The organism is Mycobacterium sp. smrl_JER01, from assembly GCF_048513595.2.
Lineage (GTDB): Bacteria > Actinomycetota > Actinomycetes > Mycobacteriales > Mycobacteriaceae > Mycobacterium.
On record NZ_JBLXXK020000002.1, the window covers coordinates 58,319 to 79,135 of the forward strand.

Annotated in this window: 17 protein-coding genes; 13 read left to right on the forward strand and 4 right to left on the reverse strand. The window is 62.7% G+C overall.

Annotated elements, in window-relative coordinates; genetic code table 11:
* Positions 1-102 precede the first annotated feature (102 nt).
* The 5 genes from ACNUDN_RS28470 to ACNUDN_RS28490 all read left to right on the forward strand — a co-directional run bounded on the left by ACNUDN_RS28470 (position 103) and on the right by ACNUDN_RS28490 (position 11,924).
* Positions 103-3,405: a helicase-related protein gene (locus ACNUDN_RS28470; protein ID WP_419125372.1), complete on the forward strand. Its 3,303-nt coding sequence runs from the start codon at positions 103-105 to the stop codon at positions 3,403-3,405.
* Entirely contained in the window at positions 3,402-6,206 is a 2,805-nt protein-coding gene (locus tag ACNUDN_RS28475) for a class I SAM-dependent DNA methyltransferase (protein WP_419125371.1), read from the forward strand. Before ACNUDN_RS28470 ends, ACNUDN_RS28475 begins: the two co-directional genes overlap by 4 nt.
* 78 nt (positions 6,207-6,284) lie before the next feature.
* Positions 6,285-9,041: a tetratricopeptide repeat-containing protein gene (locus ACNUDN_RS28480; protein ID WP_011896242.1), complete on the forward strand. Its 2,757-nt coding sequence runs from the start codon at positions 6,285-6,287 to the stop codon at positions 9,039-9,041.
* The gene (locus tag ACNUDN_RS28485) at positions 9,034-9,867 is read left to right on the forward strand and encodes a DUF3322 domain-containing protein (protein ID WP_011896241.1); all 834 of its coding nucleotides are present in this window, start codon (positions 9,034-9,036) and stop codon (positions 9,865-9,867) included. The genes ACNUDN_RS28480 and ACNUDN_RS28485 overlap by 8 nt, the downstream gene beginning before the upstream one ends.
* 221 nt (positions 9,868-10,088) lie before the next feature.
* Positions 10,089-11,924 carry a type ISP restriction/modification enzyme gene (locus ACNUDN_RS28490; RefSeq protein ID WP_431961256.1) on the forward strand — a complete coding sequence of 612 codons (1,836 nt, stop codon included), beginning with the start codon at positions 10,089-10,091 and terminating at the stop codon, positions 11,922-11,924.
* Here ACNUDN_RS28490 and ACNUDN_RS28495 read toward each other — a convergent pair.
* Positions 11,918-12,307 (reverse strand): hypothetical protein, encoded by a 390-nt coding sequence (locus tag ACNUDN_RS28495; protein ID WP_041801122.1) that lies wholly within the window; start codon positions 12,305-12,307, stop codon positions 11,918-11,920. The two genes, ACNUDN_RS28490 and ACNUDN_RS28495, sit on opposite strands and share 7 nt — an antisense overlap.
* A gap of 125 nt (positions 12,308-12,432) precedes the next feature.
* Here ACNUDN_RS28495 and ACNUDN_RS28500 point away from each other — a divergent pair, with 125 nt between their 5' ends.
* The 3 genes from ACNUDN_RS28500 to ACNUDN_RS28510 all read left to right on the forward strand — a co-directional run bounded on the left by ACNUDN_RS28500 (position 12,433) and on the right by ACNUDN_RS28510 (position 13,907).
* On the forward strand, positions 12,433-12,855 hold the full coding sequence (locus ACNUDN_RS28500; RefSeq protein ID WP_011896237.1) for a hypothetical protein: 423 nt from the start codon (positions 12,433-12,435) through the stop codon (positions 12,853-12,855).
* Between the two features lie 23 nt (positions 12,856-12,878).
* Complete coding sequence (locus ACNUDN_RS28505; protein WP_011896236.1) at positions 12,879-13,355, forward strand: hypothetical protein; 477 nt, start codon at positions 12,879-12,881, stop codon at positions 13,353-13,355.
* A 354-nt stretch (positions 13,356-13,709) separates the two neighbouring features.
* Positions 13,710-13,907, forward strand: a complete 198-nt coding sequence (locus ACNUDN_RS28510) for a hypothetical protein (protein WP_081437727.1) — start codon at positions 13,710-13,712, stop codon at positions 13,905-13,907.
* Positions 13,908-13,988: 81 nt separating this feature from the next.
* Here ACNUDN_RS28510 and ACNUDN_RS28515 read toward each other — a convergent pair whose 3' ends face one another.
* Entirely contained in the window at positions 13,989-15,173 is a 1,185-nt protein-coding gene (locus ACNUDN_RS28515; RefSeq protein ID WP_011896235.1) for a Fic family protein, read from the reverse strand.
* Positions 15,174-15,403: 230 nt separating this feature from the next.
* Between ACNUDN_RS28515 and ACNUDN_RS28520 the strand changes: the two genes are divergently transcribed.
* The gene (locus tag ACNUDN_RS28520) at positions 15,404-15,691 is read left to right on the forward strand and encodes a hypothetical protein (protein WP_011896234.1); all 288 of its coding nucleotides are present in this window, start codon (positions 15,404-15,406) and stop codon (positions 15,689-15,691) included.
* Complete coding sequence (locus tag ACNUDN_RS28525; RefSeq protein ID WP_011896233.1) at positions 15,688-16,500, forward strand: ESX-1 system-associated protein; 813 nt, start codon at positions 15,688-15,690, stop codon at positions 16,498-16,500. Before ACNUDN_RS28520 ends, ACNUDN_RS28525 begins: the two co-directional genes overlap by 4 nt.
* A 168-nt stretch (positions 16,501-16,668) precedes the next feature.
* Here ACNUDN_RS28525 and ACNUDN_RS28530 read toward each other — a convergent pair whose 3' ends face one another.
* Together ACNUDN_RS28530 and ACNUDN_RS28535 are read right to left on the reverse strand one after the other, a co-directional pair.
* The gene (locus tag ACNUDN_RS28530) at positions 16,669-17,184 is read right to left on the reverse strand and encodes a hypothetical protein (RefSeq protein WP_419125369.1); all 516 of its coding nucleotides are present in this window, start codon (positions 17,182-17,184) and stop codon (positions 16,669-16,671) included.
* 110 nt (positions 17,185-17,294) lie between these two features.
* A complete protein-coding gene (locus ACNUDN_RS28535; RefSeq protein ID WP_419125368.1) occupies positions 17,295-17,954 on the reverse strand; it encodes a hypothetical protein in 660 nt (219 codons plus the stop codon).
* On the opposite strand from ACNUDN_RS28535, the gene ACNUDN_RS28540 reads away from it, so the two are divergent.
* The 3 genes from ACNUDN_RS28540 (at position 17,944) to ACNUDN_RS28550 (ending at position 20,817) form a co-directional block, all read left to right on the forward strand.
* Entirely contained in the window at positions 17,944-18,852 is a 909-nt protein-coding gene (locus tag ACNUDN_RS28540; RefSeq protein ID WP_049777516.1) for an EspK C-terminal domain-containing protein, read from the forward strand. The genes ACNUDN_RS28535 and ACNUDN_RS28540 overlap by 11 nt on opposite strands.
* A gap of 66 nt (positions 18,853-18,918) precedes the next feature.
* The gene (locus ACNUDN_RS28545; protein WP_419125367.1) at positions 18,919-19,485 is read left to right on the forward strand and encodes a hypothetical protein; all 567 of its coding nucleotides are present in this window, start codon (positions 18,919-18,921) and stop codon (positions 19,483-19,485) included.
* Positions 19,486-19,647: 162 nt separating this feature from the next.
* Entirely contained in the window at positions 19,648-20,817 is a 1,170-nt protein-coding gene (locus tag ACNUDN_RS28550) for an endonuclease/exonuclease/phosphatase family protein (protein ID WP_158022124.1), read from the forward strand.

A 20,817-nucleotide genomic window follows, 5' to 3' on the forward strand; every position in this document is an offset into this window, starting at 1 on the left:
CGATTGAATCGGATCCAAAGCGACAAGATTGTGTCGTTGCGACTAGGAGAATGACATGGCCCACCGTCCAAATCAGCCCAGACTTCGAGGACATGACCGCTAGTGCCCAACCTCTTTGACAACCTCAGCGACGACACACGCCTGAAGGACGCGCTGCGAGTTTCTCTCAAGGACTTCGACACCGTCGACGTTGCGACGGGATATCTCGACCTGCGCGGCTGGTCGAGCATGGCCGACATCGTTGACACGAAGCCTCGAACAGGTGCGGAGCCCGTTGCTCGGATTCTCATCGGAATGGTCGCGCCAGCCGACTCGCAGGAAATCCTCGACGCCCTGCAGCGCGAGGTTCAGCCACCGGGCTACGGAGCAGCCATTCACGACCGCGAAAAGGCGCTTGCCCGCCGCGATCAGCTCGTTAAGCACCTTCGGAACCAGCTCATGCGAGGGCTGGCCACATTCGAAGGACAGCAGACCCTCCAGACGCTGAAGCGGCAGTTGGAGGACGGCACCGTTGAGATGAAGGTGTTCACAGAGAAGCCGCTGCACGGAAAAACATACCTGTTTCATGCCCCAGGGAAGAGCCACGGCTCACGCTGGGCCTACGTCGGGTCGTCGAACCTCACCCACGCTGGACTGACCACCAACCTTGAGCTGAACATTGACGTTCAAGACTCCGACGCCAACAGCAAAATTGCCGAGTGGTTCGAGGCCCGATGGACCGACCGGTTCTCGCTGCCCATCACCGGTGAGATCATCCAGCTGATCTCCGAATCGTGGGCCGCCGGTCAACAGCCGACCCCCTTTGAGGTCTACCTCAAGGTCTGCCATGCGCTGTCCCAAGATGCCCGGGATGGACTTGGCTACGTCTTGCCCGCATCGATGCAGAACCTGCTGCTCGACTACCAGGAAAGCGCAGTTCGCACGCTCGCCCGCCGCATTGTTCGCCGGGGCGGAACGATGCTGGGCGACGTCGTTGGTCTCGGGAAGACGCTGACTGCAATTGCGACTGCGTTGATGCTGCAGTCCGCCGAGGACTACTCGACGTTGGTGCTGTGCCCAAAGAATCTCGAACTCATGTGGACCAAGCACCTCGACGAATACGAGATCAATGGGCGCGTCATCCCATACTCGATGGCCGACAAGGTGCTGCCTGAGCTCAAACGCTTCAACCTGGTCATCTGCGACGAGTCGCACAACCTGCGCAACAGCAGCACGATCGCCTACGAAGCCATCCATGAGTACATACGCCGCAACGCCTCCAAAGTGCTGCTGCTTACAGCAACCCCTTACAACCTCGCGTTCCAAGACGTCGCTAGCCAGATCGCCCTGTACATCGACGACGACGAAGACTTGGGCATCGTTCCCACTGCGGCACTGGCCGCAGACCCCGGACTTCGCGACAAGGTCGACGGGAAAATCAATACGCTTGCCGCCTTCCGACGCTCCGACCACGCCGAGGACTGGCGCCGACTGATGAGCGATCACCTAGTGAGGCGAACACGCAGCTTCATCAAGCGAACGGCAAAGACAGAACTAGTCACCCTGCCCGACGGAACTACCCAGGAACAGCCGTACCTCCAGTTCGCGAACGGCGAGAAGTTCCACTTCCCCGCCCGGATTGCCCGGCCACTCAGCCACGACTTCGCCGACGACGATCCCGCGAAACTCATGGAAGACAACGACACACTCAACGCCGTGAGCACTCTCGCGCTGCCACGCTACAGGCTCGCCGACTACGACAACCCCCGGGCGCCGCACACAGAGTCAGACACGAAGATCCTCGACGACATCCGTTCCGGGCGGGGAAACGTCAGCGGCTTCGTCCGTACCGGATTGTTCAAACGACTGTCCTCGTCCGGGCACTCGTTCATTGTGTCGCTTCAGCGTCAGCGTGCGCGCAACGAGCTGTTCCTTTATGCAATCGACAATGAGCTGTCGATTCCTATCGGGTCGTTCACCGACAAGCAATTCGCGGTCAGCGACGAAGATGTCGAGGACGACCCGACACCGCACGGCACGCTCGCCAGTCGTTACGAGGAGCTTCGCAGAACCCTCCCTGCAAAGACCAAATGGGTCAACTCCACCGTCTTCAAAACCACTCTGCGCAAGGACCTCGAACGCGACAACCAGATGCTGACGCGCATGCTCGACCGATTCGGCAACTGGGATTCGAACCGAGACTCGAAAATCAACGCGTTGGTCGACTTGCTCCGCAACGACCATGCCGACGAGAAGGTCTTGGTTTTCACCGAGTACGTGGACACTGCCGAATACGTCGCCCAGGCGTTGCAGGAAGCGGGCATCGACAAGGTTGCCGTCGTCTCAGGAAACACCGACGATCCAGCAGCCATCGCCCGCAGATTTTCACCGCACTCCAACCGTATCCCGGGGCAGGAGGAACCTACCGACGAAGACCCAGCTGACGCCGTCGACGTGCTCGTCGCGACTGATGTGCTCTCCGAAGGTCAGAACCTGCAGGACTCCCACATTGTGGTCAATTACGACCTGCCGTGGGCGATTATCCGAATCATCCAACGCGCCGGCCGCGTAGACCGCGTCGGCCAAAAGTCGGACAAGGTCTTCATCTACCTCATCAGCCACGAGAACGTTGAAGCCCAGATCAACCTACGACAGCGCATCCGTGCACGCCTAGGCGCCGCGGCGGAAGCATTTGGTTCCGACGAACAATTCTTCGGCGGTGACGCTGAAATCAAGATCCTCGATGACTTCTACAAGGGCAAGGTCAGCGATGATGCCGACGACGCCGACAGTGAGGCCGACGCCGTGAGCGAGGCGTGGGTCGTCTGGTCCAACGCCCAGACGAAGCACCCGCAGATCGCCAAGAAGGTGCTCGGGATGCAGGACATGGTCCACAGCACCCGCGAGCAGTACATCGACGAGAACGCCGGCAGCGTCACCTGCTTCGTAAGCACCGAGTCCGGCGTCGATGCGTTCGCGACATCTACCACGAACGCCGACAACTCTACCGTCGAAAGACTGCTCACACCATTGGAAGCGATGCGCACCTTCCGCGCGCAAATCGACACGCCCACAGCTGAACTCCGACCCGATCACTTCGATCGACAAACGGCACTCGTCCACGGACCCCTCACTATCGAAGCCATTGCAGCCGGGAATCTCAAAGGGATCCGGAAGTGGGTGTGGGAACGCCTCGGTGGAACCTTGTACGCCCAGAAGGCAGCTGACGCACTCAACGCACTACACGCACAACCCTTCACAGAGCACGCAACCATGAGGCTCAGTCAGGCCCGTCGAAACCGCTACAGCATCGATGACATCGCCGACCTACTCAACCAGCTCCATGAAGAAGACCGCCTGGTCATCAAGTCATCGGAGACCGACAACATCAAACTCGTCTGCTCGATCGGAGTACGCGAAGCATGACCGACAACCCATTGAGCCTCGTCGAGAAGCACCTCTACCAAGAGCTTTTCCTGCACGAGCTGAACTGGAGTGCGCCTGACTCGCCGCCGATCAGCTACACCGCCGACGATGGGCAGACCTACACCGCCACCAATATCTCGTCCTACAAGGGTCTTCGCGTCTGGGTCTGCAACGACAAGCCTGGCTCGAAAATCGAAGCCGAACTCGACCGCTTGATCGCCAAGACGACCACAGACCGTCTGGTCATCTTCCACAACGACGTTGAGCAGGTCTGGCGTTGGCCGGCTCGCCGTACCAAGGACAACTCGACATCAACCAGGCTGACGAGCCACCGGCACCGCAACGGCCGGGGTAATCCGAGCTTCGCTGCCAGGCTTGATGTCATCCGCTTGCCCATCGATGTCATGCTCGACGCCAACACGGTACTGACCAAGGTTCGTGAGGCGTTCGATGTCGAGGCGCGTAACGAAAGCAAGCGAGCCTCAAAACTCATGGCCCGCATGTACTCTGCGCTCGAAACCGCCTATCCGGCCTCGTACGATGCGGCGAAGCGTGATCACGAGATCTCTGTCATTCTCGCCCGGCTTCTGTTCTTGATGTTTGGCGACGACACCGAAATGTGGGAGAACGAACAGGGTGAACCGGTACCCGACGCCTTCCTCGAGTTCATTCACCTGCAGACTCCCGGGGACGCATCGACTCTTGGAAAACAACTCACCGACCTATTCGACGCCCTCGATAAGCCCGGCGGCGCCGCAGCGAACGGTATAAACGCGGTCCTTCCCTACATCAATGGCGGTCTCTTCCGAGAGATGATCACCCTGCCGGTGCTCAGTAAGGACTTCCGCGAAGCGGTACTCGATGCCTGTGTGGTCGACTGGTCCACAATCAGCCCAGCGATCTTCGGATCGATGTTCCAGTCGGTCCGCGACGCGCAAACTCGGCGTGAACTCGGCGAGCACTACACCTCCGAGGAGAACATCCTCAAGACCCTAAACCCACTCTTCCTCGACGAGCTTCGCGCTGAGTTTGACCGGGCTCGGACCATGAAAGACGAGAAGGGTGTTCTCACACGGCTCTGGAAACGCCTTGGTGACATCCGGTACATGGATCCCGCTTGCGGCTGCGGAAATTTCATCATCGTTGCCTTCCGCGAGCTCCGCGACCTGGAGCTGCGCATCATGGAACGCCTGCAGGAACTGGCCGGCGCATCCCAACTCGCCTTCGATCCCACCCTCGCACTGAAGGTTACGCTCGACCACTTCTATGGAATCGAAATCGATGAGTGGCCAGCACGAATCGCGGAAACCGCGATGTTCCTTGTCGACCGCCAATGCGACCTCAAACTCAAAGAACGATTCGGCGAAGCCCCACAACGACTCCCCATCCAGACTCAGGCGAACATAACCGTTGGAAATGCACTTCGACTGCAGTGGCAAGAGCTTTGCCCTTCCTCGGAGTCAGTAGTCGTTGCAGGCAATCCGCCTTACCTTGGGAAGAAGCAGCGCACTGCCGCACAGACCGAGGACATGCAGCTGGTTTGGGGCAGCGCCTACTCGGGTGAAGCCGATTACGTCACTGCGTGGTTCGCCAAAGGCGCTGACTACTTCGGTGCCGCTGTCGGTCGGTTGGCATTCGTCACGACTAATTCAGTGGCGCAAGGTGTCGTTGTCGCGCCCGTGTTTGGTGCATTACTTGCTCGCGGCTGGCGCATCTTCTTCGCACACCGGACATTCGCCTGGTCGTCGGACGCCGTCGGGCAGGCGGTTGTGCACTGTGTCATCATCGGTATGAGCAACGGCCCCAAAGCCCGACTTCGGTTGTTCGAGTACACGACACTGAACTCGGCGCCGATTGAGCTAGAAGTGTCAGCAATCAATTCCTATCTGGTTGACGGGCCCAACGTGCTCGTAACCGACCGGCGCCGGGCTCTCAACGCTCAACTCGACAGCGACATCCGGTTTGGGTCAATGGCAGCCGACAACGGCGGCCTGTTTGTAGACCAAACGGAATACATGCAGCTGGCTGCGGCCGATCCGGTTGCCCTCAATTACCTGCGACCCTTCATAGGGGCACGGGAGCTCCTCCACAGCACACCGCGTTGGTGCATTTGGATTCCAGACGACGATCTCCCCGCCGACGTCGCCAATTCCCGGTTCCTGCAGGATCGTATTGAGCACGTTTACCGGTTCCGGTCGGAGCTGGCTAAGGATGCAGGTGTTCGTGCTGCCGCCGCTACCCCGTGGCGCTTCAACCGCGTTCAGCAGCCGAGTTCGGCCTACCTTTGCATTCCACGGCACGTGTCAGAGTCTCGAAAGTACTACCCAGCTGCGCGATTCGAGCCCGATGTCGTTGCGGGTGACGCCACCTTCGTAGTGGACGATCCGGACGGATTCTTCTTTGGTGTCATCTCGTCGACGATGTTTATCACTTGGCAACGTACGGTCGGTGGCCGGATCAAATCAGATCTACGCTTTGCCAGCACATTCACTTGGAATACCCTGCCGTTGCCCGCTGTCCCCACGAAGCGACGCGAGGCGATCGCACAGGCCGGAAAGCAGGTTCTGGCAGCGCGGGCGCTCCACTCGTCCCGTTCGTTAGCCGATCAATACGACCCTGAGGCCATGGATCCTCAACTGGTCGCGGCACACGACCAACTCGACGATGTCGTCGACTCAGCATTCGGCGCCACCGGCCGCTGCTTCAATCAGCTACAGCGGCAAGAGATCCTATTCAAGCGGTATGCCGAACTCTCAGCGTCCCAGCCCACACCGAAGTCAACTAGTCGGCGCCGTGACTAGCGCCGATGGTTGACGCACCACGCGATGCCGATTTCGTGAGTATAGGAGGGTCGTTATGTCCGTTGATCGGCCATATCGATGACCAGCGATGGCGGTGCCGTCGCATCCTATGGGTTTCGGCGCCAGTATCTCGCCACAGCTGAGGAGTTCCTTCGCCTCGTCGTTGCGCGCGGCGATGACTTGACGGAGTTTGCGGTCATTATCGAGCCGACACGTAGCGATCTCGGCGCCAGCGACGTAGCCGACGATGACGTGGTCGATTTCGCGATCGAGGCCAGTGGCGAGGTTGCCCGTCGCGTACAGGTGAAGTCCTCCCGTGTGCCTTCTGGGATGAACCCGCTGAGGTATTCAGACGCTGCCGCGATATTCAATCGGATGGGCGCTGGCGCACATGAAGCCGTCATCTTGACCAACAAGCCGCCGGCGAAAAAGTTGGTCAAAGCCTGTGCCCCTCCGACTCTGTCTGATGATGGCAGTAAGGTGTACTCCGTTACTGGTCAAGCGATTACGGCCGGTTACGCCACACCGACCAGAACGGTCGTGTGGGATGACCGACGTATCGAAGACGTCAAACAATCGGTGTTGGACCTTGTCCGCCAGATCCGGCGAGACAACGCCGTCGGCCCAGGCGAAAAATCGGCTGCCTTGCTTACTGCCATGATGCTCGACTCCATGTTCGAAGCCGCGGCTGATTTGTCCCCGCGCAGGTGGCCGGCCAGTGAAATAGTCGACTTGCTGTGTCTGCCCGATAACCAGGTAGCGCACGCTCGACGACGATTCGACTGGGGCGTGCCACTGGGCGTTGAAGTTCCTCTGCTGGCATCAGCCGTGGCGCGGACAAATGAGCTAACTACTCTGACGGATCTTTTCAACGAATCCGCAGGCGGGCGGATCCCTCAGGTCGCCGTACTCTCAGGGACGACGGGATTCGGAAAGAGCACCATAGCCGCCGACTTTTGCCATCTCAATCGGCACCTCTACGAGCACATCTGCTGGATCGATTCTCGCTCACCTGAACTGCTCGTCGCCCGAATCAAGGATCTCGTGGCACAGTTGGGCGTGGATGTCGACACCGGTAGTGACGTCGGTGCCGCTTTCCGCACAGAGTTGGCGGGTCTCGGTGGCCCATTCGTTGTGGTGTTCGACGGGGCTCGCCAGCGACAAGACATCGAACCGTTCGTACCCACCAGCGGATGCGGGTTCGTGATCGTCACAACGACCAACAGCACGGGCTGGTGGCACACCGCCCGGTCCTTGCCGGTTGGCGCGTTCACCGACGATCAGGCGACTGCATGCTTTGAGGTGTACGCCGGCATAGAGCCCGGTGTGCATACAGAGGCAGTCGCCGGGGTCGTGCGGCGCCTGGGGCACGTTCCGCTCGCAATCGCTATGGCGGCGTCATACTTTCGCAACGCCGATGAAGATGTCGCGCTGTTGTCCGATAGGTATTTCGAGAGTCTGGAGGCCCTGGATGACTCGACAGCGGTTCCTGAGGGTTTCGACAGGACAGCGTTCGCGGCGGTCCAGTTTGCGGTAACGCAGATTGGGTCCGAGACCGGCGGCGATGAGAAATTCAGGCGAGCAACGCAGCTGCTCATCTATCATTCGGCGTACTTTGCCCCGGAGTTGATACCGGTCAACTTGGTGCTGCAGACCGTCGACAGCACGGTGGCGACGCTCGATCTGACTTCGCCGCCAAGTCCGGTAGAGGCCGATCCCCATGTCCGAAATCGCCTCTTGACGAACCTGCGTACGCAGACCATTGCGCGGCGCCGTACCTATCTGGACGCCTCTGGGGCCGCGAATCCGGCCAGCGACACGATCAGCATGCACCCTCTCGTGCACGAAATCCTTCGCGCGATCCACGTGAAGGCCGCACCTTGTGACAGTTCGGTCATGAACTTGATGACCCTGTTCATGGGGCACCTTTACGGGTGGATCATCACCCTGCGGCCATCGGGTGCGTTCTTCCCTGTCGAGCAGTTGCTCGTGCACGCTCAATGGATCCTCGACCTGGTCGACACCATCAGCAATCCCGCTGATGCCGACGAGCACGATGTGTACGTATTTCGTTGCGCCATCCTCTATCTGCGTTATGAAGTGGCAAATTGCCACTCATCCCGCGGACACTATGAGCGCGGCGTTGAGCTGATTGAGCAGGCGCTCGACGAGTTCGTGGACGTGACACCAACTATCCATCCGCAGTGCACCCTGGCCAAGGCGGCATGCGACGCCATTGCTGACGTCGAGCTTGGCGGACTCGGAGAACAACGGGCACTGCGTTTCGCGCGGCGCGCGATCGATGAAATCGCGAAGATTGAGCAGTTCACCAACGTGCCGCGGCGGGGGGAGATCATCTATCGGTTCGCTGTACAGGCCGCGCAGGCGATTAACCGATTCGGTACCGCTGAGACTCGCGCGGTAGCTGAGGAGCTCGCCGAAATTGCTAATCAACAACAGCTTTCGGCTCCGCAAGAGATCGACAAGATCAATCAGATCGACCGGTTTCTGAAGACTGGTCATTACCCGCAGGCGCTCGCACTGATTCAGATGACCCGCGGCGCAAACCCCAGCGCGTATCAGAAGGTCATGTTCGACAATTTCGAGGTCATCGCGAATCTGCACCTTCATCGCCTTAATGCCGCCGCCGACGGTATCGACCGCATTCTCGCCGCAGCCGCGGAGGGCCCGCACATGCAGACCCATGTCAAGCTGGCCTGCGCAGAGATCGGCAAGGCGCTGCACGCCACATACGCCGCCTGGACCGGGAAATCCACGCGCCTGGCGGCGCAGCACAAAGTGCTGCAGACGCTCGGCGAGTCGGCTGATGTCTGACGTCACAGCCGAACGGATCGAGCAAAAATGGAGTGAGTACGCGCAGTCGGTCGATGCGTTGGCGGCGCGGGTCGGGAATCCTGACGATTTTCCGGTGGTCCCGCGCAGTTCGTTGGCCGGGGACGACGCCAAGTCTCACCCGTTCGAGGTCAGCCATGCGTTGCGTCACATAATCAATGCTTCCGTTGACCAGTTACACGGTGTGAAGGTGGTGGTGAGGGACGCCAATTACCAACACCTGGCGGTGAGTAACACCCTTGTCCGGGCAGCGTTGGAGAACACCGCGACTGGGCTGTGGATCTTGGGCCCCGGAACCAGACCCGAGCGGATCGAGCGTGCACTGCGCTGGCATGCCCGGAACTATCACGATTTCGCGTATTACCTCAGGTCTTCGGATCATTCGGCGGACATGCTGAAACGCAATACCGACAGTCTGGACCAAATCGCCGATGTCGCGGACCGTTTGGGGATGGACCCGAAGCGCGCGAAGTCGGGATTTCAGGTCACCGAGCCGATCAAGGGCGGCGCGATGTACACCAGCTTGCCGGTGTTCGGTGATTGGCAGATCACGTCGGGGTTCGCCCACGGGCGGCCGTGGGCACACCAGGGGTTTTTACGCCGCGAGCAGGTCGGCGGAGGCACGGACGGTCACCCTGTCTATCGAATGACCGCACGTGAGGACATCACCCTCTACTTCGCTGTGCAGGCATTGCATCTATTGGGTGAGCTTCTACGGTTGCGGGATCGTCGTGCCGGTCTTGCGATGCCACCGCGGCCGGACGGACTGCCAGACCATGAACCGAATGCGCGACAGCCACGGGGCTGATCGCCGTCAGCCTGGGCAACGCGGCGGTTCGTCCGTTTTGGTGGGCGGCCTGATCATTCGCCGCGTGAATGTTTGGCAATCATGGCCTGGCCGGGAGTCATCAGTGAGGCGCAGGACCCAACGGATGCTCTCCGGGGGCATCGGAAAGATGATGAGACGGGCTTTGCCACAACACGCCGAAACCATGTACGGAACCGCCCTACCGCGAGCGCGCTGATGGTATGGGGGCATGGGTTGAGAACGGCAGCGGAGCTGATCCGTACCGACCGTTAGACGACTTTCGCGCCGAGGGCAACGGTCGTCATGAGTTCAATCTGAAGAACCTGTACGTGTACTTCTGGCGGTGGGGCACATGGAAGGTGTTTGACGCCAACGCTGATCAGCCAAATGGCGACACCGGCGTGGTGTGCTACATCACGACCTCAGGTTACCTGCGTGGGCCGGGGTTCAAGGGAATGCGCGAGTACCTGAGGCGCAACACCGCTGAAGGCTGGATCGTCGATGTGTCACCGGAAGGGCAACGTCCAGAAGTTGCAACCCGCATCTTCCCGGGTGTGCAGCAGCCTCTGGCGATCGCCATCTTCACCCGAACTCCGGACTGCGATCCGCAGGTCCCCGCAATCATTCACTACACCGCAGTGCACGGCCATCGCAATGAGAAGTACGCCGCGCTACAGACGTTGAGTTTGGATGGTCCGCACTGGCAGCCCACACGCGCAGCGTGGCAGGCCCCGTTCACGCCCGCCGCTCAATCTCAATGGGACGATTACCCCGCGCTGAATGATCTTCTGCCGTGGAGCAGCACCGGGGTGACGGCCAACCGCAACTGGCCCAGCGCCCCTGCCGCAGGGGTGCTCAAGGAACGACTGAAAGCCCTTGTCGCGGAGCCTGATTTGGCGCGCAAGGCAGAGCTGTTCAAGGAAACTGACGCGTCCACTCTTGCGATGACCAAGGATCCCTTCGGCGCTGCGGATACCGAGCCCAACACCACGCGGCCGTTCGCCTCGGAAACCGCGACCTATCTCAAGTCGCCGGCCATCGTCCGCTACGGATGCCGAAGTTTCGACCGGCAGTGGATCGTCGCTGATCGCCGACTGCTGGATAGGTCACGCCCCGAGCTATGGGCAGCCCGTCGCCCAGGCCAGGTTTTTGTTGTTGAGCAGCATTCGCAACCCATCGCCGACGGACCGGCCGCGGTGTTCTCGGCGTTGATCCCTGATGCCCATCATTTCAACGGGCGCGGTGGCCGGGTGCTACCGATGCTGCATCCCGGTGGCCGGGTAAATATGGCTAAAGGGTTGCTCGGAGCCCTCTCGACGATCAGCGGCCGTGCCCTATCGGCGGACGACCTTGTCGCCTACATCGCCGGGGTGGCCGCGCACCCGGGATTCACCCAGCGGTTCGCTGAAGAGCTGGACACCCCAGGAGTGCGGATCCCAATCACCGGTGACGCTGAACTGTTCGAACGTGCAATCCACCTCGGACGCGAAGTGGTCTGGTTACACACATACGGGCAGGCCTTCACGGAAGGGCACGACGGCGGAATCCGCTATCCGACCGATGATCCCCGGCGCATCACCAATCTGACCACGGTGAGTTCCCTACCGCTGGACGCCAGCTACGACCCCGAGACCGCAGTACTGAGTATCGGGTCAGGGTCGTTCGGTCCGGTCCCCGCGGCGGTCTGGGACTACACGGTCGGGGGCCGCGCCGTCATCAAATCGTGGTTCAACTACCGCAAAGCCAACCCGACTGGCCGTCGCACCAGTGCACTGGATGACATCAACGCCTCGGCGTGGCCAGCAGAGTGGAATGGTGAGCTCATCGACCTGCTTTCGGTGCTAAATCGCCTCGTCGAGCTGGAGCCGGCACAAGCTGAGCTGCTCGGACGAATCCTGGACAGGCCAGTGGCCAGCTATTCCGATCTGGCCTCGGCGGGGGTGGAGTGGCCGGGTGCAGCCAACGATCCGCGGCGCCGCGCCAATCAGGCTCCGGTAGCCAAGGAAACGCAGGCCGACGACGATGTCGACGGCCAGCTCGGATTTACCTTTCACTGAAAGCTGACGTCCGCAAGGTCGGCCGAGAACACCCCCGACGCGAGGACCGCCCTGGCGGACACCCTGCCGGCGACGACATTGGGCAAAGTCGGGGGAGAGCCCGCCGCCAGCGACACCAGCACCGTCGAGGACCTTCTCGTGACGACACCGCGATCCCTCAAAGACGACACCGACTCAGAGAACACCGATACCCGCGCACTCAATACCGACGACGACCAGTAGGACGTCACCGACGACGTCGATCTGACCGCCAACGGAAAGTACCGCGACGAGGACGTTGCCGAGGACGACGACGCGACGACCACCCGCCCCGAGCGCGCCAACACCGCCGACACCGGCAGCGAGCCGACCGCCTCCACAAGCGCCGAATCCGTGCTAAACACGAGTGCCGAGACACCTGCACGGCCCATCACCGCAGCTCGGAGCTCCTCTGGATTTGGGTCCTTCACCGCCTTAGCGTCGAAACCACGGACCGCGAAACATTGACAACCCAAAGGACTCCCAACTGATGCCCGCCGCGCTACACGTCACCCCCGACGGCCGTTTCACAGCGATCACCCTCACCGACGAGACCACCATCGCGACCACCATTGGCACAAGTGATCACGCCAGCCTGACCAGTCACGCCGGCCACTACACGTTCTGGTTCGTGCCCTCGCTCAAACCGGTCAACCGCCGCGCCACGGAACTGCTGCTCGCGCTGACAAACTTCACCGCAACCTCCGTCCCGCTGCTGCGAGGCGACGTCATCATCACCGCCAACGACGCCCACGGAAACCTGGCCAGCTGCACTCAGCCACAACAGAACCACCTCTTCCAGACCCGGCCCGGCCGGCGGGACGAACGCCGCATTGTCCGCCGCTACGTCCACGACGCCAAGTGCCGCCGCAACACCGCCAGCCGCGATGCGGACCTGCACCCGGTGCACTGAGAACCGAAAGACCAAGGGGAACCGTGTTCAAAGCACTACATGCCAGCCACAACGGCTGTCTGTACATCGTCGACCTCAACGGAACCGAGACAATCGCACACCTCGTGCGCAACACCGATCTCGAATCACTCAGCAGCAGCGACGGCCAAATCGACTTCTGGTTCACCCCCTCGACCCGGCCCAACCACCACCGCGTCAACATGCCGGCCACCGAAATCTTCGCCGCCTACACTGAGTTCGAAGCACGCGACATCCCCTTGCTGCGCGGCAACATCGTCATTACCGCCCACGACAAACCCACCGGCGCCCCAGCCGGACTCACCGCAGCGCAGCTCAAAGCGCTCGCCGACGCCCGCCCCCGCGGCCGCCGCGGCCGCCGCCTGACCCGCCGGTGCATCCGCGACCTACGCCGCCAACGGCTCGCCGCCCAGGCCCGCCACGAAGAGGCCCGCGAACAATGGCTCTACGGCCACGCCGACCGATCCACGGGACCCCAATAGCAGTGGGAAACAACACCCTGCAAGTCACGCCGGACCGCACCGAAATGACCATCATTTCACCGAGCGGCCAACGCGCAACATTCAAATCTGCGCGAACAGCAGGATTCACCGACAGCGACCTCGACCACGCACGCCGGCTCCGCCTTCGAACCCAGGACGGCCAGACCAATCGAACCTGGCGCATCCCCCTCAGGCGGCCAAATCTTTTCTTGCACTGCAACACTGGACCACCGCTATGGGTGCTCCCGCACATATCTGTCAGGCGAACTGGTGTGTCCGCCGGCTGGCTGTACGTCCTCGTAGCCATCACGGTCGACCCCCCTACCCGCCGAGGCACAGACAGGAGACGGCGCCATGGCTGACCTGCTCGACGCTCTCGCCAGGCAGGGACCGACATTACTGGGAATCGCGGCGCTACTGGCCGCAGTCGCACTGCTGCGCTTGGTTCGACGAATCCGCAGGACCTTTCTCGTCGCGGCCGTCCTACTCGGTGCCGGAGGATCCGGAACGGGCGGCAGCTGGCTAGTCCTTGACGCCCTCAACGGTTGGTGAGCACCACGCGCACGGAAAGAAGCAGCGGCGGCCGCGGCAGCGACGCGCCCCGGCTCGGCCCCGGGGCCCTCGGGGGAAAAACTAGCCGGAAGCGCTGCGCCGCCGGACGGCCTCGCTGAGCGCATCCAGCTCGGTGAGGACGTCGCTGGCAGCCCAGACCCGATTACGCTTTCCGGTCGAAAGCAGCTCTAACACACCAGCATCGGTGAGCCGACTCAACGCCTTATAGGTGCTGGCCTCCGTCGTCCCGGTCATAGCCTGCGCTGTATCAGCGTTGAATATCGGCACGTCGAGAAGTCGCTCGATCAGCGCCTCGTCAGCTGAGTTCGCCCTCGGCCGCGCGATCTCACGCCAACGTTCGGGCAACACAGCCAGGCGTGCCGCAGACTCTGCAGCCGCCTCGCTGGCGTGTACCGCCGCATCCGCCACATAGCCCACGAACTGCTCGGCCCCGCCGCGGCGGTACTCGGTCAAACAGCGGAAGTAGCGGTCGGTGTCAGCAAGCATGGCCGAAGCCATCGGCACAGTGACCCGTGCGGTCAGCCCCCGACGACGCAAGATGGCACTAATCAACGCCCGGCCCACCCGGCCGTTGCCGTCGAAGAACGGGTGTATCGACTCGAACTGAGCATGCGCGATCGCAGCCTGAGCCAGGATCGGAATATCGGTCCGCCCGGCGAAAGCCATCAGATCCGCCATCAAACCCGACACCATCTCAGGCGGCGGCGGAACGAACAGCGCGCCCACCGGTGAGTAATCACTACCGCCCACCCAGTTCTGCACGCTGCGGTACGAGCCTGGACGGTCCGCATACGGATCGGGCGCCATCAGCAGCCGGTGCGCCTCCAGGATCGCCGCCGCCTCGATCGGCCCGGACACGGCGGCATCGACCAACGCCAGCAGCGCGTGCACAGCCCCAAGCTGAGACTGTGCCTCGGCGCTGGCTTTCGCGCCGGCCACTGCCCGGCCGAACGCGTGCCAGCCTGAGTCGACCTGCTCGATCTTCGAAGAAGCCACGGACTCGCTACGAACCAAGAAATCGGCTAGAGGTGCCAGGTGCTGGCCGAACCCGGCGTCGAGTCGCGTCACCGCTATGACCGCGTCTTCGTGGCTGCGCGCTGTGTCGCCGGTGACAGCGACAGGCAGAGTCGCGATCAGCGGAGGGATCTGCACCTCGACCTCGGTCAGCAACCGGTCCTCGCGGTTGCCGTGCCGGCCCTGCAGAGTCCATCGGCGGCTCGCCGTGGAGTGCGCCGGCCAGTCCATAGACAACCTTTCGGCGGCAACGTACAACAATCAACAGCCTTACTATAAGTTATGGCATTAAAGCTAAAATAAGAGAACTGCCCAGGGTGCATCACCTGATCGACCATCCGCCGCCGTAACGGCACCCGCGACCAGCGAATACGTGCCCGCCTCCCCAACGACGTCGTCTCTGTCGAGAACCCAGGCAAACCTTTAGACTGAATTCGCAAGGAGAAACCGTAGGGGGAGCAATGGCTATTCGAGGAGAGACCGCAGCAGGCGCACAGGCCGGCGCCAGCGTTGGCATGCACTTATCCTCAGACTTCCCCGACGTCCCGACCGGCGCCGACACCAAGAGCGCCGCGATCGCCACCGAACTGCAATCATTCGTGACCGCCATCAGCACCGACATCACCACCTACAACACCAGCCTTGACCAGGCCCGCGAAGGCATGGTCGCAGCACCACGCCGAGTCGACGCCGCCGACCGCGAGGGCGCCGCCGTCATCCAATCAAGCGGAGGGACGTACACCATATGACGACTTTCGCCACCCAGTCGCCGGCAACCGGGCCATGGAAGACCGCCGACGAAGTATCCCGCGAAACCGGGCTACGCCCCGACCTCGTCCTGCGCTTCATCCCCCACACCGAAACCCCGAACGGCCCCCGCTACAACCCCCACCACATCGCACTAGCCGGCACCGTCAAGCAGATGACAGACGCCGGCGCGCCAGCCGACGCGATCGACGCCGCAGTCCGCGACCTCCTCCAGCGCCCAGACCTCACAGCCGGAGCCCCACTCACACGGTCCCCGAAGCGTCGAAACGGCCAACTGCCGACCGTCGCCGGCATCACCGCCGCCATCGCACTCCTCATCGGCGGCGTGATCGGCGGACTCATCGGATCCGGCAACCGCAACACCACCACAGCCGCCCCCGCACCCGTCACCATCACCGCGACGGCGCCGACACAGGAGCTTCCTGGCGTCCCCGCAACTATCGACCCCGTCTGCGACGAATGGGGCGCCCTCAACGATCGTTACCGCGCGGAGCGCGCGGATTGGGTCCAGACCGACGCGAACGTTCCCGCCAGTCAGTGGACTGCTGAACAACGACGGACAAGCCTGGCAGTAATCCCAGTCCTACGGTCTGAGGTCGTCGATCTTCAAAGGCTTGCAGACAAGACGGAGGATCCCGCGCTGAGGACCCTTCTCGGGCTGAGCGCGTCGTACCAGGAGGCCTTCACCGAGCGCCTTCCAAACTATGTGCCTTCAACCGACAAGGCGCTGTGGTCGGCCTCGACCGACTTTGGGAACGCGGTGAACAGCTACTGCAATGCGACTAGGTGATCAATGCTTGAGCGTCCGCCCAGCCCGAATGATCTGATCGGTGATAACTGGCCATCGATCGACGAGGTGGCTTTAGCCACGCTCAGCACCGCCTTCGCGGGGGCTGGGACTGCATCGCAGACAGCCGAGCAGAAGGCGTACACCGACGGCAACGCCTACAACAGCCTGCTACCAGAAGGCTTTGAGAAGCAGGTGGAGGTAGCTTTCAAGGTCGGCGGAATGGCCGCAGATCTGTCTGCCGCACTCGGGAAAGCCGGTGGCGAAACGGCTGTGGTCGCCCAAGCCGTGATGATGGCCAAAGTGCAGATCACCGTCACGGTCGGTGTGGCAGAAGCCCTGATCGCCGCCAAGGAAGCCGAGATCGCGGCATTGCAGGCTGCAAGTCTGCGTCCCGAGATCCGCGCGATGCGAATCCAGCAGCTGCGCAACGAGATCGAACAGATAACCAACGAGGCCAAGAGCGACATCCGGGCGATGTACAACGGCATCTACACACCCACGGCACCCGCCACTCCAGGCCTCACCCCAATCACACACAACGGCCCAGCCCCCGGGAAAGGCGCACCGCCAGCCGGAAATGGAATGGGCGTCCAGCCGCTGAGCTGGGGTGACAAGGATACGACCGGGAATGTCGAATCCGACGCAAAGAGTGAACAGTTTTCGGAAGTCCAACGATCGGAACAACCGGAGACCTGGTCCGAGCGCGGCGAATCGGGGTCAAGGGATTCCGCGCCCAGTAGTACGGAAGAGGGGGGTGCGGATCCTCTGGCCTTTGGCGATCGATCGGCGTCCGGTCACCCGACTATCACGGCTCCTGAGTCCGCGGCTTCTCCTGTCGCGATGCCGCCTTCGATGGGTGCGCCGTCTGCGAGTGGTGGCGGGTCTGCGAGCAGCTTGAGTGGTGCGATGCCGAAGATGAGCGGCGGTGGCGGTCTGTCGTCTGCTGGTGGATCGGGGTTGTCGTCTCCTGGTGGCGTGTCCAGCGGTGGCAGCGGGTTGTCCGGGCTGTCCAGTGGGGGTGCTCCGTCGGCGCCCGCTGCCCCGACGCCTACGCAGCAGTTCTTGAATGGTGTGGGACAAGGGTTTTCGTCAGCGTCGCCGTCGACGGTGGCTTCGGGTGCGTCTGCTGCTGGTGCGCAGCCGTTCAAGCCGGTGCCGGGTTCGACGATTCCGGCGGGTCCGCCGCCGGCTTCTTCGGCTGTGTCGGCGCCGACGTCGTCTTCGGCGGGGCCCGTCGCAGCGCCGGCGGCTCCTGCGGCGAGTGCCGCGCCGATGGGGGGTGTGCCGGCGGCGGCTGGGCCGATGCCGATGACTGCCCCGCCGCCTGCGGGAACGCCCAGCGTTGCGCCTCCGCCAGCTGCCCCGGCCGCTCCGGTTGCGCCGGCTCCTGCCGCGCCAGCGCCTGCGCAGCCGCCCCCGGTGATGGGCCTTGGTGGGCAGAACGTGGCGGCCAAGCTGGCCAAGATGGGCACGACTGCGGTCGGGGAGGGCTTGCGGACCAGTGATGAGTTCAACGCCGCCGTTGTGCTCGTGGCGGCGCTGAACGACCCTGCAGTCGGTGTGGTGTGCGAGTGGGCGTGCGCGATGTTCCAGCAGCCCGGCGAGACTGCCGCCCGATTCGTGGTGGCATCGCGTGAAGGCTTGTCGTGGATCCCGCCCGGTGTGTACATGCCCGACGGGGTGACGGTGGCCTCGCTGGACGAATCGGTGCCCTACGCGACTCGGCAGTTGTGGCGCGGCATGAAGCCGCCGGCGCGGGTGCTGGCGGCGTACGCGAAGGCGATCGAGGAGCAGCCGCGCATCGTTGTGGCCCGGAAGTGGCTGGGGCTGCAGGGTTTGTTCGGTCGCGGGACGGTGTTGGCTGCCGATGATGAGACCGTTGTCAGCCCGAATCCGGTCCTCAACCCTGACGGGCGGCACCGTTTGGAGTTGGCGTCCCCGGACCGGTGGTGGGCGCAGGTCCAGGCCATCCCCGAGGCCGATATCGCGACACGGATCCGCGACCTTGCCGACCACGTCGCCCAGGCGCACGACGCGGCGTTCGGTGTCCACGACGCCGACAGCCAGAATTTCGGTGGGCGCGCATTGCGGGTAGCTGCTGTCGAACAGATCGGCCGCCCGGGCGGCGAAGCGGTCTGGCACGCCGTCGAGCAACAGATGCACTGGACCCGCGCGCAGATCATGACGGCTCCGATCGCGGCACCTGAGCCGCTGCATGAGGGCTGGAACAATGACCTGATTGCGGCCGAGCAGATGCTGCGTGGTTGGGAAGTGCTGTGGTTGGCGCAGCGCGCGGCGACGCGGGCGACGTTGGCAGACATGACATATGCGGCTGCGGCCGCGCTGATGTAGGCGGTTTACGGGGTGTCGCAGTGGTTGGCGCGGCCCGGGGCAGGTCCGTCGTCGACGCCTGTCCCGGTGCCTGAGCACGCTCGGTGGTGGTCCTACGCGCAGGCGTGCGCGGTGGCATTCCGGCTAGGGGAGGCCCCACCGGAGATCGATGTGTTCGGTCCGGTGCTGGATCACGATGAGTGCGTCTATTTTTCGGCGACTGCGCAGTATGCCCGGCTGTATGGGGGCGACGGCAGCTACACCACGAATGGGTTCGTCGCGTTCGGGCGGCCCGCGGTGATGGCGGGGGCGTTGGCCGCGTCGGCATATGTGAATCACCGGCGCAAGGTTGCCGCGAAACGGGACGCTGTCTCGCGGTGGCGGGATCAGCAGCAATCAATGGTGATCGGCACGAGCTCGCGGCTGATGGTGAACACCGTCGAGCATGGTTGGCTGTCGTTCTACTACTCGGCGGTCAATGAGTATGCGCCTGATCTTCCGCGGTGGGCATTGACGTTGGGATTCGGAAGCCAGTGTGTGCCAATGCAACTCGTGGGGCCGTGCGTTCCCGCCGCGGCCGTGCTGGTCAGTGTGGCGCTGGACCCCCAGCGGTGGTGGCGGGATCCGCGCCTGGGCCCGCTGCTCACCGGGTAGGGAGCCGGAGCGACTTCCTTGGCTGACTGGTCGACAGCGGTGTGCGCGGTTCATTCCCGAACGAGCACTGTTGGTCCTACGCTGAGCGTCAGGGGTGCTGTGGGGCGCCCACGGGGCATCCGGGGGGAAGCGATGCGTATCGCGTCTTACAACGTTGAGAATATGTTCGAGCGACCGAAAGTGTTCGCCCGCGACAAGGACTGGACCGAGGAAGCGGTGCGCACAAGCGCCCGCGTCGATAGTTCGGACCGTTTCAATGACGTCATCGGTCTACACGCAGAGCTCAACCAGCTGTTCGCGAAGGACGTGTACAGCAGCGGCGACAAGGGCCGGATGGCCGAGATAATCGGGGCGCTCGGGCTTCGTTCGAGCGACAACGTCAGCCTGGTCACGCTGCGGGTGCTGCGCGGCCGCTTGCTGCGGAGGCCGACCGACAAAACCAAGCCGGTGCAGATCGTGGCGTCCGGCCGAGCGGACTGGGTGGGCTGGCTGGACCTCAACCCGGAGCCGGTCAGCGAGCTCGCCACCGACCACATGGCAATGGTGATCCGGGACTCCGGAGCCGACATCGTCGGTGTAGTCGAAGCCGACAACCGCGTCGCGCTCGACATGTTCGCACAGTCGTTCCTCAAGCGGGTCGGTTGCCGACCCTACGAGCAGGTCATGCTGTTCGACGGCAACGATCCACGCGGCATCGACGTCGGTCTGCTGGTCCGTGACCGCGCCAGCTACCCAGTTACGTACTTTCGGACACACATCTTCGAACCCGACCCCGACGGTTCCGGTCGGCTGTTCTCCCGGGACTGCGCCGAGTACCACATCACCGAAGAGGCCAGCGGCCGAACGGTTGTCGTGTTGGTCAACCACCTGAAATCCAAAGGCTACAACAGCGAGGACGACCCGATCGGCGCCAAACAGCGGCGCCGGCAGGCGGAGGGGATCGCCGAAATCTACACCCAGCTCGTTCGCGACGGCTTCGATCAGGTAGCGGTGCTCGGAGACCTCAATGACTCACCAACCCTGGACGGCAAACCCGAATCGTCGCTGCAACCACTGTTCGACACCGGCCTCAAAGACATCAGCGAGCACGACGGATTCGACCCCGGAGAGCGACTCGGCACCTTCGGAACCGGTCACACGCTGGCGTCGAAGATCGACTACATCCTCCTGTCGCCGGCGCTGTCTGAGCGGGTAGTGGCCGGCGGCATCATCCGATCCGGGATGTGGCGAGGCCCCCGAGTCAGGAAGCCGTGGAAAATGTACGACACATTGACCGCCGAACAACACGCCGCCTCCGATCACGCACTGATCTGGGCTGATCTGGAGGACTGA

What these genes read in the sequence shown, in the direction of transcription:
- ACNUDN_RS28500 (WP_011896237.1), top strand. Translation starts at nt 12,433, where the DNA reads ATGCCCGCCGCGCTACACGTCACCCCCGACGGCCGTTTCACAGCGATC.
- ACNUDN_RS28485 (WP_011896241.1), top strand. Translation starts at nt 9,034, where the DNA reads ATGTCTGACGTCACAGCCGAACGGATCGAGCAAAAATGGAGTGAGTAC.
- ACNUDN_RS28480 (WP_011896242.1), top strand. Translation starts at nt 6,285, where the DNA reads ATGACCAGCGATGGCGGTGCCGTCGCATCCTATGGGTTTCGGCGCCAG.
- ACNUDN_RS28490 (WP_431961256.1), top strand. Translation starts at nt 10,089, where the DNA reads ATGGGGGCATGGGTTGAGAACGGCAGCGGAGCTGATCCGTACCGACCG.
- ACNUDN_RS28475 (WP_419125371.1), top strand. Translation starts at nt 3,402, where the DNA reads ATGACCGACAACCCATTGAGCCTCGTCGAGAAGCACCTCTACCAAGAG.
- ACNUDN_RS28550 (WP_158022124.1), top strand. Translation starts at nt 19,648, where the DNA reads ATGTTCGAGCGACCGAAAGTGTTCGCCCGCGACAAGGACTGGACCGAG.
- ACNUDN_RS28510 (WP_081437727.1), top strand. Translation starts at nt 13,710, where the DNA reads ATGGCTGACCTGCTCGACGCTCTCGCCAGGCAGGGACCGACATTACTG.
- ACNUDN_RS28525 (WP_011896233.1), top strand. Translation starts at nt 15,688, where the DNA reads ATGACGACTTTCGCCACCCAGTCGCCGGCAACCGGGCCATGGAAGACC.
- ACNUDN_RS28515 (WP_011896235.1), bottom strand. Translation starts at nt 15,173, where the DNA reads ATGGACTGGCCGGCGCACTCCACGGCGAGCCGCCGATGGACTCTGCAG.
- ACNUDN_RS28520 (WP_011896234.1), top strand. Translation starts at nt 15,404, where the DNA reads ATGGCTATTCGAGGAGAGACCGCAGCAGGCGCACAGGCCGGCGCCAGC.